A 21,595-nucleotide genomic window follows, 5' to 3' on the forward strand; every position below is an offset into this window, starting at 1 on the left:
CCCGGTACGCCCAGGACTCAGCTCACCCGGCCGGCCGACGGACCGCTCAGTGCGGCAGCGCGGCCAGCCAGTCGATCAGGAGCCGATCGACCTCGGCGGGGCGCTCGTGGTGGAGCCAGTGGCCGCAACCGGCGAGGACGTGCGAGGAGAGCAGGCCGGGCAGCGTGTCGGGGAAGGCCTCGATCGCATCGGACAGCCACGTGGTGGAGGCGTCCAGGGCGCCGCCCAGGAACAGCGAGGGCTGGGTGATCGGCGCGCCGGCGTACGGGGCGAGGTCCGCCCAGTCCCGGTCCATGTTCCGGTAGCGGTTGAGCGCCCCGCTCATCCCGGTTCGCTCGAACTCCCCGGCGTAGACGTCGAGGTCGTCCTCGTCGAGCCACCCGGGCAGGCGGCCGGTGGGGAATCGGTCACGGAGCCTGCCACCGCGGCCGACGAAGTGCGGATCCGGCGCATCGGGGCCGGGCATCGTGTCGGCGGAGAGCGCGGCATAGAAGCCGGCCAGCCACCCCCGTACGTCCGGCTCGATCTCCGCCTCGGCGCGGCCGGGCTCCTGGAAATACCGGACGTAGAACTCCTCGTCGCCGCCCATCGCCGCGAACACGTCGCTGGGCTTCGGTCCGCCGGGCGGGGTGTACGGCACGCTCAGCAGCCCGACCGCGCGAAAGACGTCCGGCCGGACCAGGGCCGACCCGGCGGCGATGGTGGCGCCCCAGTCGTGCCCGACGATCACCGCCGAGCGCTCGCCCAGCGCCTCGACCACGGCGACGTTGTCCTCGATCAGCTCCGTCATCCGGTACGCGGCGATGTCCTGCGGCTTGGACGAGCGGCCGTAGCCGCGGACGTCGATGGCGACCGCACGGTGACCGGCCGCGGCCAGGTCGGCCAGCTGCCGGCGCCAGCCGTACCAGGAGTCGGGAAACCCGTGGACGAGCAGGACCAGCGGACCGGTGCCCTGCTCCACCAGGTGGATGCGGCCGGCGGGGGAGGGGACCAGGCGATGGGTGAGGTCCGCGGTTCGGACAGGCCGTGTCATGGAAACTCCCGGGTCTCGGTACCGATCATCTCGGCGCGGATCATGATCATGTGGCGATTCGGCGGGAGCCACAAACTTCTTTGCCGCTTCGGCAAATCGCGCCCGGGAGCGAAGCCGCACCCTGTTGCCCGCACATTCCGCGAAGCAGGATTCCGACGGAGCAGCAGGACCCCGGCGGAGTCGATGCCGCGAAGCAGACCCCGCGACGTCGGGTCCCACGTTTGCCCGGGGCCCGCGCGTCCACGGGATGACGGGGATGAAGGATGAGGACGTACACCGCGACACAGGGGAGATCGGCACCATGAACACACGGCACGCGATCGTCGACACCTCGCTCGGCGGGCTCATCGTGGTGGCAGCGCAGAATGCCATCGTGGGTCTCTACTTCCCGCAGCACTGGTACATGCCTCCGGAGGAGGAGCTCGGCCGGCGGGTCGACCATCGCGAGGACCCGCTGCTCGCGGCGGCGGCGACCCAATTGGCCGAATACCTCGACGGTGAGCGGACCGCGTTCGACCTGCCCACGGCCACCCACGGCGATCCCTTTCAGGAGCGGGTGTGGGCGATGCTGCGGGAGATTCCGTTCGGCGAGACCACCACCTATGGCGCGCTCGCCGAGCGGTTGGGGAACAAGGCGTTGGCCCAGTCGGTGGGACAGGCGGTCGGGCACAATCCGATCTCGATCATCATGGCCTGCCATCGCGTCGTCGGCAGCGACGGGAAGCTGACCGGCTTCGCCGGCGGCCTCGAACGCAAGCGGCGGCTCCTCGAACTGGAGGAATCCGAGAGCACCAGGGCCGCTCGGCTGTTCTGAGCCCCCGGCTCCGGCGGTGGGCATGCGAACGAGCGAAATCGGAAGGCGCGGCACGGTCATTCGAATGCGTGCTCGACGAGCATGCGGGCATCATGTCGCGAATATGCGAAATCGGGCAGTTCATGGTGATCGTGCCGGAGAAGCCGGTTACGACACTTCGACTTACAGTGACTGTCATGGACGATTTCTTCGGCGTGTCGGGTGAAGAGGCGCCCGGGGACGCATTGCGCGAATTGGCCGAGCAGACGACTCGGCAGGGCTGGGTGGCGGCGGACCCCGCGGCGGACCTGCTGCCCAGGTTGCGGGTCGCCTGCGATCTGCCCGGCTCGCCGTGGAGTCTGCGCGGCACCACCGTGTTGCCGGACGGCGTCTTCGCCGTCGACGTCGAACACGCCCGACCCGGCAGCCCCCGCCTGTTGGCCGACGCCATCGAACTGCTCGCCGGGATCGCCGGTCCCGCGTTCTTCGTGCGGCACACCGACGCGGCCACCTTCGACTGCGTCACCGGCACCCTGCAACGCGACACCCCCGGGTCCGGCCGAGGCCACCTGCTCCGGCTGCGCCTGGTCTCCCCCGGGCGCGGCGGCGCCCCCACCCTGTGGGCGCGGGCGGAGGCCCTGGTGCCCATGCCTTGAGCGGCGTGCGAATAACGGGTGGTCGGCGGCGGGAGCGGGCTGGTTGGATCCGGAGATGGACTTTCACCTTCCGGACGGCTACGAGATCTCGACCGATCCGACCCGGCTCGATGTCGCGCTGATACACCGCTGGTTGTCGCTCGACGCCTATTGGGCGCTGGGTCGCCCGCGGGACAAGCAGGACGCGGCGATCGCCGGGTCGCTCAACTTCGGGCTGTACGACACGGCTTCCGCGGCCCAGGTCGGATATGCCCGCGTGGTCACCGACGGGGCCACGTTCGGCTGGCTCTGCGACGTCTACATCGCCCCCGCCGTCCGGGGCAAGGGTCTGGGCACCGCGCTGGTCGCGCACATCCGGGACCACCTCGCGCCCGCCGGTCTGCGGCGCCTGATGTTGGCCACCGCCGACGCGCACGCGGTCTATGCGCAGGTGGGCTTCGAGCCGCTGGCCGCCAACGGCACGTGGATGGTCCTGGGCGAACAGTGAGGCGGCCGAGTGCACCGGGTCGGATCGGCCGAAGTCGGCTGTTCGGCCGGTGACGGTGCGGGTCGGCCGAACCCGATGGCGCGTCGCGTCCCGCGCCCGGCCGGCGGTTCCGGCGCGGGCGGGCTCCGTCGGCGCGGTCTCGGCCGGCCGATCGGCCCGACCGGTCAACTTTTCCGGTCGTGGGCCTATGAACCGTAGAGGGCCCTCGCTACCCTCCAGCGCATGATTTCCACGGTTGTCTGGGGTACCGGGAACGTCGGCCGCGCGGCCATCCGCGCCGTCGAGGCGCACCCGGCGCTGAAGCTCGCGGCGGTGCTGGTGCACAATCCCGACAAGGTCGGCCGTGATGCGGGCGAACTCGCCGGGCTGGATCACGAGTTGGGGGTCGCGGCGGAGAACGACATCGACGCCGTGCTGGCCGCCCGGCCCGGCGCGGTGGTGTACGCGGCGTCCGGCGACATCCGTCCCGACGAGGCGCTCGCCGACATCGTGCGGGCGATCGGGGCCGGCGCGGTGGTGGTGACTCCCGCCTTGTACGCGCTCTACGACCCGCGCAACGCCCCGACCGAGTTGCGCGAGCCGGTACTTGCCGCCATCGAGGCCGGCGGCGGGTCGCTGTTCGTCTCCGGTGTGGATCCGGGCTGGGGCAACGACGTGCTGCCGCTGCTGATCAGCGGGCTGGGCACCACCGTGGACGCGATCCGCTGCCAGGAGATCTTCGACTACTCCACCTACGACCAGGAGGACTCGGTCCGGAACCTGGTCGGCATGGGGCAGCCGATGGACTACGGGGCGCCGATGTTGTGGCCGGAGATGCCGACCATGGTCTGGGGCGGGCAAATCCGCTTGATGGCACGGGCGTTGGGCGTCGAGCTGGACGAAATCCGGGAAACGATGGACCGCCGCCCGCTGGAGAGCACGGTACGCACCACGACGATGGGCGAGTTCGAGGCCGGCACCCAGGGCGCGGTGCGGTTCGAGGTGCAGGGCATCGTCGGGGGCGAGCCGCGGATCGTCATCGAGCACGTGACCCGCATCCACCCCTCGTGCGCGCCGGACTGGCCCACTCCGCCCAACGGCGACGGGGCGCACCGGGTGATCATCGAGGGACGCCCGCGCATCGAGGTCACGGTCGAGGCCACCGACGAGGGCACGAACCGGTCCGCGGGCGGGAACGCCACCGCGGTCGGCCGACTCGTCGGCGCCATCGACTGGCTGGTCGCCGCCGAACCCGGGCTCTACGACGCACTCGACATTCCGCTCCGTCCCGCAGTCGGCAAGCTCGGAAGGAAGTAACCATGCACATCGACATCCCCGAGGACAAGGACCCGATCGCCTACGTGTGGGCGGAGATGGTGCCCGAGATCGGGATCGCGGCCTCAACGTTCTCGATGAAGGTCTACGACGCATCGAACCTGGGGCTGCGCGAGTTCGAGGCCGCACGACTTCGGATCGCACAAATCAACGGGTGCATCTTCTGTCTGGACTGGCGCACCGAACGGGACGGGGAGAAGGTCGAGGACGGCTTCGATGTCGCGGTCACCGAGTGGCGCACCACCGAGAGCTTCGACGACCGCACCCGGCTGGCCGCCGAATACGCCGAGCGGTACGCGGTGGACCACCACAACCTGGACGACGAGTTCTGGGCCCGGATGACCGCGCACTACACCCAGGCCGAGATCGTCGAACTGAGCATGGCGATCGGGTCCTGGCTGGCCTTCGGTCGGCTCAACCACGTGCTCGGCCTCGACTCGGTGTGCGTGCTGCCGAGCCACTGACGACTCCCTGTCGGGGCCGCCGAATCCTCCCCGGGCGGCCCCGCGGGTCGTGGGCGGGTTCCGTTCGACGCGTCGAACGTGCGTACCCGCTCCGGTCGTTCGGGAACCCGGGTGCGACGAAGGCCCGTTCGCGCGGCGTGGAGCGCGGGGGTGCTCCGCGGCGAAATCGGGTGGTCACCGCGGAACTGCGCAACCTACGCTCGGCGCAGCGGGATTGCGCAGTTCCGCAGGTTGGGGTGCCGTGGCAGAGCGGCCCATTGCGATCGACGCGGCGGAGGTTCCCGCCGCCTCGACTGAGGGGGTGCGGGCGGGCCTGCCCGGCTCCTTCCGCGGGTTCGAATCCCGTCGGCACCACAACCGCTCGAATCCCGCCTGCGACACCGCCGCACGGCCCGCGCCGCCGTGGCGGCGTCAGGCGTGCGGTTTGGCGCGGACGTGCATGCGCTCGCCCTGTCTGCCGAAGAGGCTGAGGATCTCCACCGGGCGTCCGTCCGCGCTGCCGAACCAGTGCGGCAACCGGGTGTCCCACTCGGCGGCCTCGCCCGGGCCGAGCACCAGGTCGTGGTCGGCCAGGACCAACCGCAGCCGGCCGTTCAGCACATACAGCCACTCGTAGCCCTCGTGGGTGCGCAGGTTCGGCTCGGTGCCCCGGTCGGCGATGACCATCTTGAACGCCTGGAGGGGGCCGGGGGTTCGGGTCAGGGCCACCGACGTGCCGCCGCTCGGCAGCGGGCGCGGGGTCAGCCGGACCCGGGGATCGCCCACCTCGGGAGCGCCGACCAACTCGTCCAGTGGCACGTGGTAGGCGCCGGCCAGCGGCAGCAGCAGTTCCAGGCTGGGACGGCGTTGTCCGGACTCCAGCCGGGACAGCGTGCTCTTGGAGATGCCGGTCGTCTCGGAGAGTGCGGCCAGGGTCAGACCGTGCCGGGCACGCAGGCGCCTGAGCCGCGGGGCGACCTCGTCCAGGACCGTTCGGTAGGCCGGTGCATTGTCCATGGGGGCATTCCACCCCGCCGTCCCGGAATTGGCAACAAGAGTTGCCGGGATCGCGGGCTCCGGACACCCTCCTCGGCATGAGCCCACCCAGTGCATCCGGATCCGGACACGGATACCGGCGCACCGATATCGACCGGGAGTCGATGGCCGCCCACCCGGAGCGGGTCGGCCGGTCCGTGAGCACGGTCTTCACGGCCCACGTCCGGCCCACTGATCGGGCAGGACGCGTGGGCCGCGGCATCGGGCCGAACGCACACCACGAACCCGGCCGGGTCACCCGACCACCGGGCTTCGGGAGCCACCAGGAAACGGAGTTCACGTGAAAACGATCAGCGCGGAATCGGGTGAGGCGGCCACGGGTGGCGCCGAGCGCACACCCGCGGTGCGGTGGGCGCTGGCCGGCCTGTCCCTGTCGATGCTGCTGTCCTCGCTCGGCACGAGCGTCGCCAACGTCGCGCTGCCGACTCTGGCCGGCACGTTCGACGCCTCCTTCCAGGCGGTCCAGTGGATCGTCCTGGCCTATCTTCTCGCGATCACCACCGTGATCGTCAGCGTCGGCCGGCTCGGCGACATCATCGGTCGGCGTCGGCTGCTCCTGGCCGGCATCCTGCTGTTCACGGTGGCCTCGGTCCTGTGCGGCCTGGCGCCCTCGTTGTGGCTGCTGGTCGCCGCCCGGGCGGCACAGGGCCTCGGCGCGGCCGTGATGATGGCGCTGACCATGGCGTTCGTGGGCGAGACGGTGCCCAAGGCGCGGACCGGCAGTGCCATGGGCCTGCTCGGCACGATGTCCGCGATCGGCACCGCGCTCGGCCCGTCCCTGGGCGGCGCGTTGATCGCCGGGCCCGGCTGGCGGGCGATCTTCCTCGTCAACGCACCGGCGGGCGTCGCGGCGCTGGTCCTCGCCTACCGCCACCTGCCCGTCGACCGACCCGGGGCGGCGACCGGGCGGCCCCGCTTCGACCATGTGGGCACGCTGCTGCTCGCCCTGACGCTCGCGGCGTACGCGCTCGCCATGACGATCGGGCGCGGCGACTTCGGATGGCTCAACGCGGCCCTGTTGGCCGCCGCCGCCATCGGCGTCGGAGTGTTCGTCGGGGTCGAGACGAGAGCCGGCGCACCGCTGATCCGGCCGGCGATGTTCCGGGATCCGGTGCTGAGCGCGAGCCTGGCCATGAGCGCGCTGGTCTCGACGGTGATGATGGCCACGCTCGTGGTCGGGCCGTTCTACCTCGCGCGCACGCTCCGGCTCGAAGAGGCCCTGGTCGGGCTCGTGCTGTCGGTCGGTCCGGTCGTCGCCGCGCTGACCGGGGTGCCGGCCGGCCGCGTCGCCGATCGGTTCGGCGCACCTCGGATGACCGTGGTCGGACTCGGCGCGATGGCCGTCGGTGCGTTCGCGTTGTCGATGACGCCGGCGTCGTTCGGCGTGGCCGGCTACCTGGCGCCGATCGTGGTCGTCACCGCCGGCTATGCGGTGTTCCAGACGGCCAACAACACCGCCGTGATGGCCGACGTCCCGCCGGACCGCCGCGGTGTCGTGTCCGGCATGCTCAACCTGTCGCGCAATCTCGGGCTGATCACCGGTACGTCGGTCATGGGCGCGGTGTTCGCCCTCGCGTCGGCCGCGGACGACGTCACCACGGCTCGGGCGGGCGCCGTCGCCACCGGGATGCGGGTCACCTTCGCGGTCGCGGCGGCGTTGATCGTGGCAGCACTCGCCATCGGTGTCGGCAGCCGGATGCCGGCGCGGCCCGCGGCACGGGGTGTGCTTTGAGCCGTGCCCGTCGACAGGGCCCGGTCTCCGACCGGCGGAACGTGGTGCGGGCGCCGGGTCCGGCGGATCTTGGTGGGGCCGCGCCGCCTGGCATCCGCCCTTCGGGCTCCTCGCTGCGCTCGTCTCGCCGCACCGGAGAAACAGCCGAAGAGAACCACTCTGCGGCTGCTTCTCCGGCACGCCGAGCCACGGCACCAGACGACGCGACCTCATCCACCAAGATCCACCGGACCCGGCCTAGTCGACGATGTACCAGGCGTGGTCGATGTACTGGAGAGTCTGGTCGCCGAGGTCGCTTTGGGAGAAGGTGACGGTGGTGCGGACCGCCTTGGCGGGGACCTCCACCTTGTCGGGTCGGCGTGCCGAGACGCCGCTCGGGTCGACCGTGGCGGTTTGCAGGGCCTTCTTCTGTGCGGCGGAGAACATTCGGAACGTGATGGGCATCGTGGTGGTGCACGGGCCGAAGCCGTCGTCCTGGGCCTTCTTCGCCGCCGGGCCGGCGATCTCGCAGACCGTGGCGAGGTCCTCACGGCCCACGGCGTGCAGGTACTGCTCGTAGCGCTGAATCGCGGCCTCGGTGGATGCGGCCTGCTGTGCCGGCTGTGTGCCGGACGTCGCCGACGGGCTCGGTGCTCCGGAGGCGGTCGGCGCCGGCGGCGCGGGTGTGGCCGGTGCCGGGGCGACGACGGTCGGTGCGCTCGTCGGCGTCGGGGACGAGGTCGAAGGTGGGGCCGTGGCCTGCTTCTTCGGGGAGTCGGTGTCGTTGCATGCCGCCAACAGGATGACGGCCGATACGGTCACGCCCACGATCGCCCGCACGCGATGCTCCCCTCGCTGAGATCACTGGCGGCCGATGTTACTTCGGTCGGCGGTGTCCCCGCTGGGCTCGTGTTCCATCGGCCGGGCCGGCGGCGGTCGGCCCGGCCGGCCCGGTTCGGCTCCTCCGCTCCGTCCGAGGCACCGTCGGACGGAGCGGGGCATTCCCGGCTCAGGGGGTGTTGGTGAGCACGCTCCACCACGGGGTCGGCTGGGACGAAGCGGCGGTGTCGATGCGGTCGCCGGGGCGGGGGATGGCGAGGGTCACGTCCTTGGCCTTGGCCTCGTGCCACAGCCGGTCGACCGGTTCGGCCCACGGGTGCGGGGCCAGGTCGAAGGTCGCCCAGTGCACCGGCAGCAGCACCTTGCCGCCGAGGTCGAGGTGGGCCGTGACCGCCTCTTCCGGATTCATGTGGATGTCGGGCCAACTCGGGCTGTAGGCGCCGATCGGCATCAGGGTCAGGTCGAAGGGGCCGTGTGCCGCGCCGATACGGGCGTAGCCGTCGAAGTAGCCGGAGTCGCCGGCGTAGAAGACCCGGTGCCCGGCGCCGGCGACCACCCAGGAGCCCCAGAGTGTGTCGTTGCGACGCAGCGTGCGGCCGGAGAAGTGGCGGGCCGCGGTGGCGGTGAAGCGCAGGCCGGCGACGACGGCGTCCTCCTCCCAGTCGAGTTCGATGATGCGCGAGGCGGGGACGTTCCAGCGCTCCAGGTGGGCGCCGATGCCGAGGGGCACCAGGAAGGGCGCGGTCTGGGTCGCGGTGAGGGTGCGTACGGTCGCCCGGTCGAGGTGGTCGTAGTGATCGTGCGAGATGACCACCGCGTCAAGCGTCGGCAGCGCGGCCGACGGGATCGGGAGCGGGTGCAGCCGGCGCGGACCGACGAGCTGGGAGGGGGACACCCGCTCGCTCCACACCGGGTCGAACAGCACCCGGCGGCCCTCGATCTCGACCAGGGTGGTTGCGTGGCCGTACCAGACGGCGCTCAGCCCGTCCCGGGCCGGCGGTGTGGCCGGCGCGCTGACCAGCGGGACGGGTGCGGCGGGTCGGCGCTCGCTGCGGTTGCGGAGCATCTGGCCGATGATCTGTGGTGCGCTGCCGGCCGCGACCAGGTCGGCGGGGACCGGGTTGCGGAACGCACCCTCGTGGAACTGCGGCGATCGCCGAAAGCGGGCGAGTCGTTCGCCCTCGGCCCGACCGCCGAACTCCGCCGGGACGTCCCGCAGGGCCCATCCGGCGGCGGCCAGCGCCAGTCCACCCGTGACCAGTCGCCGAGCCGCGGCATTTCCCGCCATCCGTCCCACTCTCCTTGTGTCGTCCTCGGATTCTTCAACCGATGGTGCGGGTGACACGTTCCCTGAATCGCGATTCCGGTCGTGGCGGGAGCCGTGTGGGTGGGTCGATGGGGAGTCTGGTCGAGAGGTCGGGGGGGCGACGGGTCGGTTTGTCGGGTGGGTCGGGGTGGGGTCGCCGGAGCGGGGTGGTCGCGGCTCGGAGTGCCCGGGGTGCCGGGGCCTCGGGGCCTGCATGTCCTTGTCATTCGTATTGCTTGACTGCATCATGCATTTGTTTGATCGAGTCGAACGAAACGAGGCACGGCCATGGGCACCGGTGAACTGCTGGACGACAACGACGCGGTGGGGCTGGCCGATCTCGTGCGACAGGGCACGGTCAAGCCGATCGAGATCCTGGACGCGGTGATCGCCCGGATCGAGGAGCGCGACCCGACGCTGCGCGCGTTCGTGTCCACGCGGTTCGAGGCGGCTCGGGCCGAGGCCGAGGGCACGTTGCCGGACAGGCCGCTGCGGGGCGTGCCGTTCGCGGTGAAGGACCTCGGCTGCGATGTCGCCGGCATGGTCAGCACGCACGGCTCACGGCTGTTCGCCGATGCGGTCGCCGAGCGGGACGGGGCGCTGGCGGCCCGCTATCGCCGCGCCGGGCTGGTGATCGTCGGCAAGACCAACACTCCCGAATTCGGCAAGAACGCCAGTACCGAACCGCTCCTGCACGGCCCGTCGCACAACCCGTGGCGGACCACCCACTCGACGGGCGGTTCCTCCGGCGGGTCGGCCGCCGCGGTCGCGGGCGGGATGTTGCCCGCCGCGCACGCCAACGACGGCGGCGGCTCGATTCGCATCCCGGCGGCCTGCTGCGGACTGTTCGGGCTCAAGCCCTCGCGTGGGCGCGTTCCGGACGACCACGGCGTGTCCGGGCTGGCCTACCCGCTGGCGATCGCGCACGCGGTCACCCGTACGGTCCGCGACTCCGCCGCGCTGCTCGACGTCGTCGCCGGTCCGCTGCCCGGCGAGCCGTACGCCACGTTGCCGATGCCGGCCGCCGGATCCTTCCTGGCCGCGCTGGACACCGCGCCGGGGCGGCTGCGGATCGGCTTCGCGACCGCGAGTGTGGACGGAACGGCCGCCCACCCGGCGGCCGTTGCGGCGGTGGAGCGTACGGCGGCGCTGCTCACCGAGCTCGGCCATCGGGTCGAGGAGGGTGCGCCGGTGTGGGACGGTCCGGCGACCGGTCGGGCGCTCGGCCAGGTGATGGCGGCGGCCACGCACGCCCAGATCGAGGATCGACTCGCCGAACTCGGCCGTGAGTTGCGGGAGGACGACCTCGAACCGTTCACCCGGGTCATCCACGAGCACACGGCCGGAATGCGCGGTCAGGATCTGGTTCGAGCGTTGCAGACGGTGGTTCGGATCGGCCGCGAGGTGGCGCCCTTCTTCGACGCGCACGACGTCTGGCTGAGCCCGACGTTGGGTGTTCCGGTGCCCGAACTCGGGGTCCTGGACACGAGCAACCCGGCGAGCATGTACGCGCACGCCGCGAAGATGACCTGGTTCACGTCCGTGTTCAACGTCTCGGGGTTGCCCGCGGCGAGCGTGCCGGCGGGCTTCGACGAGGCGGGCCTGCCGGTGGCGATCCAGCTCACCGGTCGGCTGGGTGCCGAGGCTGAACTGCTGCGGTTGGCGGCGCAGTTGGAGGAGGCGGCGCCGTGGCCGGGGCAGGCGCCGTGGCCGACCGGGGTGGCCGGCGGCTGAGTGCGGCGGTCGATGGCGGGGCGCCGGGCCTTTGCGGGCCCGCCGACCCGCGCCTTCGGCCGCCGCCGGGCCCGGATCGGAGGCCGGGGGGCCGGCGGGGGCTCGGCCGAGTCGGGTCCGGATGCGCGGGCCGGATCGGTGGCGGATCTCCCGGTCGGGCTCGGGGCGGACCGGGCGCCTCGGCCGACGCGGCGGACTCAGCCGACTCGGCGCAGGATGCCGAGGCCGCCGTAACCCCATACGTTCTCCACGGAGTCCAGGGGGTCCTCGGGCTCGCCGTCCGGGTTCCAGTGCGGGCGGATGCCGGGCGGTTCGACCAGTTCGAAGCCGTCGAAGAAGGCCAGCACGCGGTCGTGATCGCGCATGGTCATCTCGGCGGAGGCGTTCTTCCAACCGGCGGCCCCCGCGCGGCCGCGGGCGGGGTCGGCGTCCGAGGATGCGTGCGACAGGATGAGCATGCTGCCGGGGGCGAGGGCGTCGCGCAGCGTCGCGACGATCTCGGTCGGGTGCTCCTCGTCCTTGATGAAGTGCAGGATGGCGACCAGCATCACCGCGACCGGCTCGGCGAAGTCGATCACCTCCAGCACCTCGGGCGCGGTCAGGATCGCCTTCGGGTCGCGCAGGTCGGCCTGGGTGAAGGTGGTTCGTCCTCCCGGGCCGGCATCGCTCATCAGGGCCCGACCGTGGACGAGCACGATCGGGTCGTTGTCCACGTAGGCCACCCGTGCGTCCGGCGCGACCTGGTGGGCCGCCTCGTGGGTGTTCCCGCCGGTGGGGATGCCGGTCCCGATGTCCAGGAACTGGCGGATGCCGCGCCGCGCGGCGTATCGCACGGCGCGCTGGAGGAAGAGCCGGTTGAGCCGGAGCGTGGTGGGCAGATCCGGCATCGCGGCCAGGATGTGCTCGGCCGCCGCGCGGTCCACGGCGAAGTTGCTCTTGCCGCCCAGCAGATAGTCGTAGATCCGCGCGGTGTGCGCGATGCTCGTGTCGATCCGGGGCGGGACGGACGCCGCCTCGACCTCGTCCGGACGCGGCAGCCGCCAGGCGTCCTCGTCGCTGTTCGATATCGACGTCACGGGCTCACCCTTCGGACCGGCACTTCCACGGACCCGCCGAGACTACTGCGACCGGCGGCAGTTCGGGCCGGCACACGCCGAATCGGCCGCTCGCGCTGCTGCCTGCCGCTCGTCCGGTACGCCCCCGTCGACCGGACCGCCGAGCCGGGGCCGATGGGCGGAGCCGAACTCCCGGGGTGACGACGGGAGTCGGGCCGATGACAGGACGTCTACCCGGCGGCTCGGTTGCGGACCTCGATGCGAGCACCGCCGGTCGGGGGCGTGCGTGCGGGTGTTGTTCGGCGGGGTCAGGGCGATCCGCCGGCCCGTGGCTGCGGCAGGTCGGGTGGTGGGGTGCGTACGTCGGCCGACGGCCCGAGGAGCGGCGCGAGTGCCGTGCGGAGATCTTCGAGGCGGCGGTAGTGCACGGCGGTCATCCCGACCGCACGGGCTGCCATGACGTTGGCCTCCGTGTCGTCGACGAACAGGCAGCGATGTGGGGCGGATCCGACGATCTCGGCGGCGATGCGACAGACCCGGGGATCCGGTTTCGCGACGCCGATCCGTGCGGTGTTCACGACCGAGCCGGCGAGATCGGACAGGCCCTGTCGGGCGAGGTCCGACTCCAGCCGGGTGGTCGCGTTGGAGACCAGGGCCACGGCGGCGACCTCGCGGACCCGGGTGAGCAGGGCGACGACGTCTCGGTCGACGGTCGGCAGCAAATCGGACCAGGCGGCCACGGCGGCACTTGCGCGCTCGATCGACCCGCAGTCGGCGGCGAGGTCGGCGGTGACGGCGGCCCGCCATTGCTCGTCCGTGATCTGTCCGGTGATCGCCGGGAGCAGGCGGGCCGGGGCGAAGGCCGCGGCGGCGAGGGCACCCTCGGGGAGTCCGTGGGCGTGTTCCAGGGAGTGTGCGGGCCAGTGGCGAAGGACGCCGTCGAGATCGCAGAGTACGGCGTCGTAGGGGAGCGGGGGTGGCATCAGGGGCTCCTCGGGGTGGTGGGGGGGATCACGTGGCCCGGCCGGGTCGGGGCGTTCGGGGGCGGTAGGGAGTCTCACGGTAGGGTGAGGGCGCCATGCGTACCGTCGATCCCGTCAAGCACGCTGCCAAGCGACGCCGGATTCTCGAGGCCGCCGCTTCCTGTTTCGCGGAGACGGGCTTCCAAGGCACCCGTACCGCGGACATCTGTAAGCGCGCGGGGATGAGTCCGGGGAATCTCTTCCACTACTTCCCGAGCAAGCACGCGATCATCGTGGCGCTGATCGAGAGCGAGGGCGCGCAGACCGCGGCCTACCTGGAGCGGCTGGTCGCCGAGGAGGACGCGCTCGGAGCGCTGTTCACGCTGATCGACGCGGTCGTCGAGCTGGCCGCCGACCCCGAGTATGCGGGTCTCGCGCTGGACACCGCGGCGGCGGCCCAGCGGGACGAAGGCATCGCCGCGCTCGTGGCCCGCAACGACCGTCGACTCCGGGCGGGCATCGCCGACTTGCTGCGCCGTGCCGCCGCGGCCGGGCGGATCGACGCCGGGCTGGACGCCGACGGCGCGGCGACCTGGATCGCGGCCCAGATCGACGGGATCTTCGCGCGGCTGGCCACCGATCCGGACTTCGCGCCGCGGGAGCAGGCGCCGATGCTCCGGCTGCTGCTCACCCGGTTCCTGCGCGTCGAACAGCCCTGAGCGCCACGCGGCGGCTTCGCGAGCGCTTTTGGCCGTGCAGCGGTTGCGACCGTTGGCCGGCCCTGATCCGGGGCGGGCGTGGGCCCTCGCGGGTCGGCTGGGCACGGCCCGGGCCGGTGTCGCCGATCGGTCGCCCCGCCGGGGCCACGCGGCACCGGGCCGGCCTGCGTCGCTGTTCCGTCACCCCGCCGGCTTCCCTCGCTCGGGCGGGGTCAGCGTCGTGGGCGGCCGAAGAGCACGTCGTAGCCCGGCGGCAGTTGTAGGAGCAGGCGGTTCATCAGGTCGTCGTCGGTGGCGTCGGCGACGACGCTGAGTACCGCTCCGACGTCCCACTTGGCGGTCTCGTCGGTGGCGCCGTCGATCCACGCGCCGGTGGCCCGGACGAACCGGTCGGCACTGAGCGGTTCGTGCGCGGGGAGCGGATTGAGCAGCACCAGGGCGCACGCCTCGGGGAGCCGGGCGGCCAGTTCGGCGCCTTCGCCGCCGACCAGGTGTGCACCCAGGAGGGCGAGCACGACGCGGACGGCGCGCTCCGCCTCCTCGGGTGAGGAGTATTCGCCCCGCTCCTGGACTGCCGCGAGGAAGGATTCCCATCGCATCGGCATCTGTATCGGCCCTTCTTCCGTCTTCCGTCGGAGGCGATCGGGGCGGGCTCGGGCGGGGCCGCCTCGATCGGAGGGCGGGCGGCGGGCCGATTCGACAATCGGGACGGCAACCGCGGGACGCCGGTCCGGCGAGCCGCGCCGACCTCTGCACCGGCGAGGGCCCGTCGCGGTACGGTGCCGCGCGCTTTCGACCACGCGCGCCATTTTCTGGGCCACGGAGCGGGCCTGTGCGCATGAGGTGCTCCCCACCTTATAACTCTCCAGAGGAGACTTGACAAGCCGAGGCTCAGGGCGAGCGGGCCCGTCGGGGCGACATCCGCGCCGACGGCGTCGCGGGATCGGGTCGCCGCGGCCCGGACGGGCCCGGGCCCGTCGCCTTCCCGGCGCGGCTCGGAACGCACGAAGGGCTGGCGGCGGTGCCGGGCCGGCCGGATCTACGACCTTGCCGGCCGCCGCCCGTTCGAGCGGCATGGGCCCGCCGGCGCTGTGCGTCCCGGGGCGGCGGTCTCGGCGGTGGCAGCGGCGTCAGGGGCACGGGCTTCATGACCACGTGGGTTCGAGCCGTTGCCCTGCGTGCCGGTGCCGACCGCCGTGGAAGCCGAGCGGGAGGCGGCCTGGTCCCGGGCACCCGGGCGTCAAGCGCCCGAGCGGTAGGCGCCGGTCGTCGTGATTGCCTTCTGCGACCGGTGGATGACGTCGGCACAGAACGCCCGCTCGGTCCGTCGGATTCGTCGCCGCCGTTGCCGTCGCCGCGGCCTTGGCCGCAGCCCCCACCGAGCCGATCGCGGGTGCCCGCACCTGTAGTCGGGGGCTTCGTCCGGGTGCGCCGGGCTCTTCCCGTGAAGCTTGCCCGCCGGAGCGCGTGCGTTCACGCTCCGGCCATCGGGTGCCGGCCTACTGAGCCGAGTTGTACAGACAACTCGACTTCCGCCTGGAGTATTTCCGTGCCCGCCTCCCGTGGCCGCAGTACCCCGATCGCCGTCGGCCCCGCCCCGGTCACGGTCCCAGGCGCCGAGTTCGCCACTGTCCACCGCAATGCCGTCACGTGCACCTTCACCCCGCCTGCTCCGGAAAGGAATTGACGATATGTCAGGGAGTTCGCTCACTCTTCTGCGTCCCACCGTGCCGAAGGAGGGTGATCAGCTGACCTTTCGGTTCGCCACCGACGCGCCGCACGCGAAGAACTGGGTGGGGGTGTACGACGGGGCTCGACAGCCGGGCAACGGGGGGTCGTTGGCCTGGAAGTACGTCACCACCGCCGAAGGCGAGGTGACCATCGAGACGCAGGGACTCACGGACGGCCCCTACACCGCCTACCTGCTGGCCAAGGACGGCTACGGGATCCTCGCGCAGACCGCGCCGTTCGGCTTCGCGGTGCGGCCGGTGCCGCCTCGGCCCCGGTTCGCGGTGGACACCGTCACCGGCGCGGCGGTCGCCCCGGGGGAGGGCGCGACCGTGCGCCTGGCCGGACTGTGGACCGCGTCGAACGGGCAACAGTCCGGCCAGGGCGTCACCTTCCGTGCCCGAGGCGGCGACGGTTGGCTCGGCGTCGGTGCCGACGGAGTCGTCACCGCCAAGGCTCCGCGTGGCGGCGTGCGCCGGCCGGGCGTGCTCACCGTCGAGGGCCGGGACGGCGCGACCGGTGCCACGTCGCAGCTCACCGTGCAGGTGCCGGTCCGGCGCAACGCGCGCAGCGCCACGCTCAAGGTCGCCGGCCTCGACGCCTGGGATGCGGGCAGGCACGTGGACGGCGCGGTGACCAAGGTGTTGCGGCTCGCGCTGACCCAGGATCTGGACGTGCTGGCGTTGCAGGACACCGGCGGCACCCTGGGCAAGTCGGTGGCCGAGGCGCTGGGTTGGGCGGTGTACGAGGACCCGGCCGGACTTGCGCTGATCAGTCGGCACCCGCTCACCGACCCGCGCCCCGCGAGCGCCGAGCTGCCGGCGGTCGCGGCCACCGTGCGGGCGCCCGGGGTACGGGCCGTCCGGGTGTGGACCGCGCGCCTGGACGAGGGGGACTACGGGCCGATCGGGATTCGCCGGGGCCGTACGCCCGCGCAGGCCGAGGAGGCCGAACGGGCGAGCCTGCGCCACCGCCAGGCCCAGACCCTGGTCACGGCGATGGCGCCCGACCTGCACGCGGCTCGGGACACCCCGGTGCTGCTCGCCGGAGCCCTCGCCTCGCCATCGCACCTGGACTGGACCGCCCGCACCGCCGGTGCCCACGGGACGTCCGGGCCGGTGCGCTGGCCGGTCACCCGACTGCTCGAACAGGCCCGACTGGTCGACGTGTTCCGCGACCGCCACCACGACCCGGCCCGCGAGCCCGGCAACACCTGGTCGCCGGTGGACCCGTCCCAGCCGCAGGACCGCATCGACGCGCTGCACACCGCCGGACCGCTGTCCGCCCAGGAGGCGCACAACCTGGTCACCGGCTGGCCCAAGCCGATTCCGGGCACCGCCGGCAACGGCTGGCCCAGCGACCACGCCGCCGCCGTCGCCACCTTCACGCTGCGCGCCTGACTTCGCGTCACCTCCCCTCACCGAAAGGTCGGTTCGTCATGACCGAGTTCAGCCGCCGCTCCTTCGTGGGCGCCTCCGCCGCCGTCGGCGCGGCCGGCGCGGTGGGCCTCACCGCGACCCCCGCGCTCGCGGACCAGGCGCCGGACCCCGCCGCGGACGCGGCACGCCGGCCGAAGCCCGGCAGTATCAAGGACGTTCGGCACGTGGTGATCCTGATGCAGGAGAACCGCAGCTTCGACCACTACTTCGGCACCCTCGCGGGCGTGCGCGGCTTCGCCGACCGCCAGGGCCTGGTGCTGCCGGGCGGCGACGACGTGTTCCGACAGCCGCACCCCGGCCGCACCGACGGCGGCTACCTGCTGCCGTACCGGATGGACTCCACCAAGTACAACGCGCAGAACGCCGGCGGCCTCCCGCACGACTGGAGCACCGGTCACACCGCGGTCAACAACGGCGCACAGAACCGCTGGGTCGCGGCCAAGGGCGAACGCTCGATGGGCTACTTCACCCGCGAGGACATCCCGTACCAGTACGCCCTCGCCGACGCGTTCACCGTGTGCGACGCCTACTTCACCTCGCTCAACGGCCCCACCGACCCGAACCGGCTCTACCTGTGGTCGGGCACCGCCGGGCCCGGCCGGGACGGCACCACCGGTCCGTGGATCGACAACACCCCCGTCACCGACAACCCGGTCGCCGACTGGACCACCTACGCCGAGCGGCTGTCCGCCGCCGGGGTGAGCTGGCGCGTGTACCACAACCCGAGCAAGGACGAACGCTACGGCGACTACGACGACAACGGCCTGTCCTACTTCAAGCAGTTCCACAACTTCCCCAAGGACGACCCGCGTTACCTCAACGCGATGACCAAGTGGGACCTGACCGCGTTCGACGCGCATTGCAAGGACGGCACGCTGCCCACCGTCTCCTGGCTCGTCGCGCCCTATCTGTTCAGCGAACACCCGGACGCCGGACCCAACTACGGCGCGCACTGGGTGAACACCGCGATGCAATCGATGTTCGCCAACCCCGAGGTGTGGAAGCACACCGTGTTCCTGCTGATGTACGACGAGAACGACGGCTACTTCGACCACGTGGTGCCGCCGATGCCCGAGCCGGGCACCCCCGAGGAGTTCGTCGGCGGCCGGCCGATCGGCCTCGGCACGCGCGTACCGCTGTGGATCGCCTCGCCGTGGAGTCGTGGTGGGCACGTCAACTCCCAGGTGGCCGACCACACTTCGGTGCTGCGCTTTCTGGAGACGGTGACCGGGGTGAACGAACCCAACATCTCCGCGTGGCGCCGTGCGGTCTGCGGCGACCTCACCTCGTGCTTCGACTTCGCCCGACCCGACTACACCATCCCGGCCCTGCCCGACACCAACGCGCTGATCGCCAAGGCGGACGCGGCCAAGGCGCTGCCCGGCGTCAAGCTGCCCGCGACCGGCGCCCAGCAGGTGCCCACCCAGGAACCCGGCTACCGACCGCACCGGCCGCTGCCCTACCGTCCCTGGGCGGATGTCACCGTGGACCGCAGGACCGGCCGGGTGCAGTGCACGCTGACCAACGAGGGCACCGTGACCTACCACTTCACCGTGTTCCCCAACATCGTGCTCCCGTTCGCGGGCACCCCGTTCACCGTCGCACCGGGCAGGAGCGCGACCTACGTCTGGGAGGCCGCCGGCACCGACGGCGCCTACGACTTCAGCGTGCACGGCGCGGACGGCTTCGTCCGGCGGTTCGCCGGGATCGTGGTCCGTGATCCACAGCGCGACGTCGCGGTCCCGTCGGTCCGGGCCACGCTGAGCGGCAGCCGGCCCGACGCGGCCCGGGTGGAGCTTCGGCTGGCCAACGAGGGCGACACCGACGTGCGCTTCACCATCACGCCGAACGACTTCGGCGGAACCGCCCGCGAGCAGTGGGTCGGCTCCCGGGACCGGGACACCGTGACCTGGCCGACCGACGCGCACGGCCGGTACGACGTCACGGTCGCGGCGGCGGACGGGTTCACCCGCCGCTACGCCGGCACGGTCCACCCCTCGAACCGGGACTGATCGGCACACGGCCCGCGGTGCCCGGCCCCCGGATTCCGGGCGGCCGGGCACCGCGGGCCGGGCTCACTGCGGTCGGCGAGGCAGTGCGGCTCCGGTGCTCACTCGGGCCGGCGGCGCCGAATCAGCACCAGGGCGCTGTGTGGCTCGACCGACCGGACGCTGCCCGCCTTGACCTCCACCTCGTCGGCGCCGTCCGGGTCGGCGGTGTCCACGGCGACGTGCCAGATGTCGCCGTCGTCGTGCAGGACCGGGATGCGCACGTTCACGCCCTCGTAGTGGGCGTTGAGCACGAACAGGAACGAGTCGTCGACGATCGGGCCGCCTCGGGAATCCCGTTCGGAGATGGCGTCCCCGTTGAGGAAGGCCACGACGGAGCGGGCGTCGGGTCGGTCCCAGTCCTTCGCGGTCATCTCCGCGCCGTCCGGGCGGAACCACAGTAGGTCGGCCGGGCCGTCCGTGCCGTCGTCGCCGCGGAAGAAGCGCCGGCGGCGCAGCACGGGGTGTTCGGCGCGGAGCCGGACCAGGCCGCGGGTGAACTCCAGGAGATCCTGCCGGGCCGGGTCGGCGACGGCCCGGGCCCAGTCCATCCACGCGATCTCGTTGTCCTGGCAGTACGCGTTGTTGTTGCCGTGCTGGGTGCGGCCGAGTTCGTCGCCGTGTGAGAGCATCGGCACGCCCTGGGCGACGAACAGGGTCGTGAGCAGGTTGCGTTGCCGACGCTCGCGCAGCGCGCGTACGCCCGGGTCGTCGGTGTCGCCCTCGGCGCCGGAATTCCACGAGCGGTTGTCGTCGGCGCCGTCGCGGCCCTGCTCGCCGTTGGCCTCGTTGTGCTTGGTGTTGTACGACACCAGGTCGCGCAGGGTGAAGCCGTCGTGCGCGGTGACGAAGTTGACGCCCGCCAGGGGTCTGCGGTGCTCGCTCGTGTACAGGTCGGCGGAACCGGTCAGGCGGACCGCGAACTCGGGCAGCACGCCGTCCGTACCGCGCCAGAAGTCGCGTACACAGTCCCGGAACTTGCCGTTCCACTCGCTCCACAGCGGCGGGAAGTTGCCCACCTGGTAGCCGCCCTCGCCCAGATCCCACGGCTCGGCGATCAGTTTGACCCGGCTGACCACCGGATCCTGCTGGACCAGGTCGAAGAACGCGGAGAGCCGGTCCACCTCGTGGAACTGCCGGGCCAGGGTGGCCGCCAGGTCGAAGCGGAAGCCGTCCACGTGCATCTCGGTGACCCAGTGGCGCAGCGAGTCCATGATCAGCTGGAGCACGTTGGGGTGCCGCATCAGCAGACTGTTCCCGGTGCCGGTGGTGTCGTAGTAGTGCGCCGGATCGTCGTCCACCAGGCGGTAGTACGAGGCGTTGTCGATGCCGCGGAAGGAGAGCGTGGGCCCCAACTCGTTGCCTTCGGCGGTGTGGTTGTAGACCACGTCGAGGATGACCTCGATCCCGGCCGCGTGCAGGGCCTTGACCATCGCCTTGAACTCGGTGACCTGTTCGCCGCGGCTCCCGGAGGACGAATAGGCGTTGTGCGGGGCGAGGAAGCCGATGGTGTTGTAGCCCCAGTAGTTCGACAATCCTCGGCCGATCAACAATCCGTCCTGGACGAACTGGTGCACCGGCATGAGCTCGATCGCGGTGACGCCGAGTGCGGTCAGGTGCTCGATCACGGCGGGATGGGCGAGGCCGGCGTAGGTGCCGCGCCGGTGTTCGGGGACGGCGGGATGGGTGCGGGTCATGCCCTTGACGTGCGCCTCGTAGATCACCGTCTCGTGGTACGGACGATTCGGGCTGCGGTCGTCGCCCCAGTCGAAGGTCGAGTCGGTCACCACCGACAACATGGTGTGGCCCAGATTGTCCGAGGTGTTCTGCTGGTCGCGCGCCTCGGGACGGTAGTCGAGCAGCGACGGGTGGCCGTCGGTGTTGCCGTCGATCGCCTTGGCGTAGGGGTCGATCAGGATCTTCGCCGGATTGCAGCGGTGCCCCCGGTCGGGATCGTGCGGTCCGTGCACGCGGTACCCGTAGCGCGCGCCCGGACCGACGCCGGGCAGGTAGCCGTGCCACACGAAGCCGTCCACCTCGGGCAGTTGCACCCGCTGCTCGGTGCCGTCGTCGCCGATCAGCGCGACCTCGACGCGTTCGGCGACCTCGGAAAACACCGCGAAGTTGGTGCCCGAGCCGTCGAAGGTGGCGCCGAGGGGATGGGAGCTGCCATTCCATGCCTGCATGAAGCGACATTAACCGGTCATATCGGGCGCTAATCCGATCGTCGGCCCGGTGCAATGGCGTGTCCGGTCGCGAATCGGGCCGATA

18 protein-coding genes and 1 tRNA gene are annotated in these 21,595 nt (G+C 71.9%); 11 read left to right on the plus strand and 8 right to left on the minus strand.

The features are described 5' to 3' along the window. Positions 1–46: 46 nt before the first annotated feature. Entirely contained in the window at positions 47–1,033 is a 987-nt protein-coding gene (locus ACZOOI_RS40315; RefSeq protein WP_465281778.1) for an alpha/beta fold hydrolase, read from the minus strand. A gap of 301 nt (positions 1,034–1,334) precedes the next feature. On the opposite strand from ACZOOI_RS40315, the gene ACZOOI_RS40320 reads away from it, so the two are divergent. The 6 genes from ACZOOI_RS40320 (at position 1,335) to ACZOOI_RS40345 (ending at position 5,101) form a co-directional block, all read left to right on the plus strand. Then, entirely contained in the window at positions 1,335–1,847 is a 513-nt protein-coding gene (locus ACZOOI_RS40320; RefSeq protein WP_465281779.1) for a methylated-DNA--[protein]-cysteine S-methyltransferase, read from the plus strand. 176 nt (positions 1,848–2,023) lie between these two features. Continuing rightward, on the plus strand, positions 2,024–2,482 hold the full coding sequence (locus ACZOOI_RS40325; RefSeq protein ID WP_465281780.1) for a hypothetical protein: 459 nt from the start codon (positions 2,024–2,026) through the stop codon (positions 2,480–2,482). 55 nt (positions 2,483–2,537) lie between these two features. Beyond that, the gene (locus tag ACZOOI_RS40330; RefSeq protein WP_465281781.1) at positions 2,538–2,969 is read left to right on the plus strand and encodes a GNAT family N-acetyltransferase; all 432 of its coding nucleotides are present in this window, start codon (positions 2,538–2,540) and stop codon (positions 2,967–2,969) included. A gap of 222 nt (positions 2,970–3,191) precedes the next feature. After that, entirely contained in the window at positions 3,192–4,265 is a 1,074-nt protein-coding gene (locus ACZOOI_RS40335; protein WP_465281782.1) for an NAD(P)H-dependent amine dehydrogenase family protein, read from the plus strand. A 2-nt stretch (positions 4,266–4,267) separates the two neighbouring features. Beyond that, on the plus strand, positions 4,268–4,747 hold the full coding sequence (locus tag ACZOOI_RS40340) for a carboxymuconolactone decarboxylase family protein (protein WP_465281783.1): 480 nt from the start codon (positions 4,268–4,270) through the stop codon (positions 4,745–4,747). Positions 4,748–4,982: 235 nt separating this feature from the next. Continuing rightward, positions 4,983–5,101, plus strand: a tRNA-OTHER gene (locus ACZOOI_RS40345). 57 nt (positions 5,102–5,158) lie between these two features. On the opposite strand, the gene ACZOOI_RS40350 is transcribed toward ACZOOI_RS40345, so the two are convergent. Further along, the gene (locus ACZOOI_RS40350) at positions 5,159–5,743 is read right to left on the minus strand and encodes a helix-turn-helix domain-containing protein (protein ID WP_465281784.1); all 585 of its coding nucleotides are present in this window, start codon (positions 5,741–5,743) and stop codon (positions 5,159–5,161) included. A 319-nt stretch (positions 5,744–6,062) separates the two neighbouring features. Here ACZOOI_RS40350 and ACZOOI_RS40355 point away from each other — a divergent pair, with 319 nt between their 5' ends. Then, entirely contained in the window at positions 6,063–7,514 is a 1,452-nt protein-coding gene (locus ACZOOI_RS40355; protein WP_465281785.1) for an MFS transporter, read from the plus strand. A gap of 237 nt (positions 7,515–7,751) precedes the next feature. Here the strand turns inward: ACZOOI_RS40355 and ACZOOI_RS40360 are convergent, their stop codons facing one another. Next, a complete protein-coding gene (locus ACZOOI_RS40360; RefSeq protein ID WP_465281786.1) occupies positions 7,752–8,333 on the minus strand; it encodes a hypothetical protein in 582 nt (193 codons plus the stop codon). Between the two features lie 169 nt (positions 8,334–8,502). After that, complete coding sequence (locus ACZOOI_RS40365) at positions 8,503–9,621, minus strand: MBL fold metallo-hydrolase (protein ID WP_465281787.1); 1,119 nt, start codon at positions 9,619–9,621, stop codon at positions 8,503–8,505. A gap of 306 nt (positions 9,622–9,927) precedes the next feature. Between ACZOOI_RS40365 and ACZOOI_RS40370 the strand changes: the two genes are divergently transcribed. Continuing rightward, complete coding sequence (locus ACZOOI_RS40370; RefSeq protein ID WP_465281788.1) at positions 9,928–11,373, plus strand: amidase; 1,446 nt, start codon at positions 9,928–9,930, stop codon at positions 11,371–11,373. Positions 11,374–11,570: 197 nt separating this feature from the next. Here ACZOOI_RS40370 and ACZOOI_RS40375 read toward each other — a convergent pair whose 3' ends face one another. Both ACZOOI_RS40375 and ACZOOI_RS40380 read right to left on the minus strand, forming a co-directional pair. Then, entirely contained in the window at positions 11,571–12,449 is an 879-nt protein-coding gene (locus tag ACZOOI_RS40375; protein ID WP_465281789.1) for an SAM-dependent methyltransferase, read from the minus strand. A gap of 287 nt (positions 12,450–12,736) precedes the next feature. Continuing rightward, complete coding sequence (locus tag ACZOOI_RS40380) at positions 12,737–13,411, minus strand: HAD family hydrolase (protein ID WP_465281790.1); 675 nt, start codon at positions 13,409–13,411, stop codon at positions 12,737–12,739. Positions 13,412–13,506: 95 nt separating this feature from the next. On the opposite strand from ACZOOI_RS40380, the gene ACZOOI_RS40385 reads away from it, so the two are divergent. Next, positions 13,507–14,109 carry a TetR/AcrR family transcriptional regulator gene (locus tag ACZOOI_RS40385; RefSeq protein ID WP_465281791.1) on the plus strand — a complete coding sequence of 201 codons (603 nt, stop codon included), beginning with the start codon at positions 13,507–13,509 and terminating at the stop codon, positions 14,107–14,109. Between the two features lie 212 nt (positions 14,110–14,321). Here ACZOOI_RS40385 and ACZOOI_RS40390 read toward each other — a convergent pair whose 3' ends face one another. Then, positions 14,322–14,714, minus strand: coding sequence for a DUF2267 domain-containing protein (locus ACZOOI_RS40390; protein ID WP_465281792.1), 393 nt, complete (start codon positions 14,712–14,714; stop codon positions 14,322–14,324). A 1,086-nt stretch (positions 14,715–15,800) separates the two neighbouring features. On the opposite strand from ACZOOI_RS40390, the gene ACZOOI_RS40395 reads away from it, so the two are divergent. Both ACZOOI_RS40395 and ACZOOI_RS40400 read left to right on the plus strand, forming a co-directional pair. Further along, positions 15,801–17,237: an endonuclease/exonuclease/phosphatase family protein gene (locus ACZOOI_RS40395; protein WP_465281793.1), complete on the plus strand. Its 1,437-nt coding sequence runs from the start codon at positions 15,801–15,803 to the stop codon at positions 17,235–17,237. A 38-nt stretch (positions 17,238–17,275) separates the two neighbouring features. After that, the gene (locus ACZOOI_RS40400) at positions 17,276–19,288 is read left to right on the plus strand and encodes a phosphocholine-specific phospholipase C (protein WP_465281794.1); all 2,013 of its coding nucleotides are present in this window, start codon (positions 17,276–17,278) and stop codon (positions 19,286–19,288) included. A gap of 98 nt (positions 19,289–19,386) precedes the next feature. Here the strand turns inward: ACZOOI_RS40400 and glgX are convergent, their stop codons facing one another. Next, positions 19,387–21,510: a glycogen debranching protein GlgX gene (gene glgX, locus ACZOOI_RS40405; RefSeq protein ID WP_465281795.1), complete on the minus strand. Its 2,124-nt coding sequence runs from the start codon at positions 21,508–21,510 to the stop codon at positions 19,387–19,389. Positions 21,511–21,595: the final 85 nt, after the last annotated feature.

Source organism: Embleya sp. L77 (genome assembly GCF_055557415.1).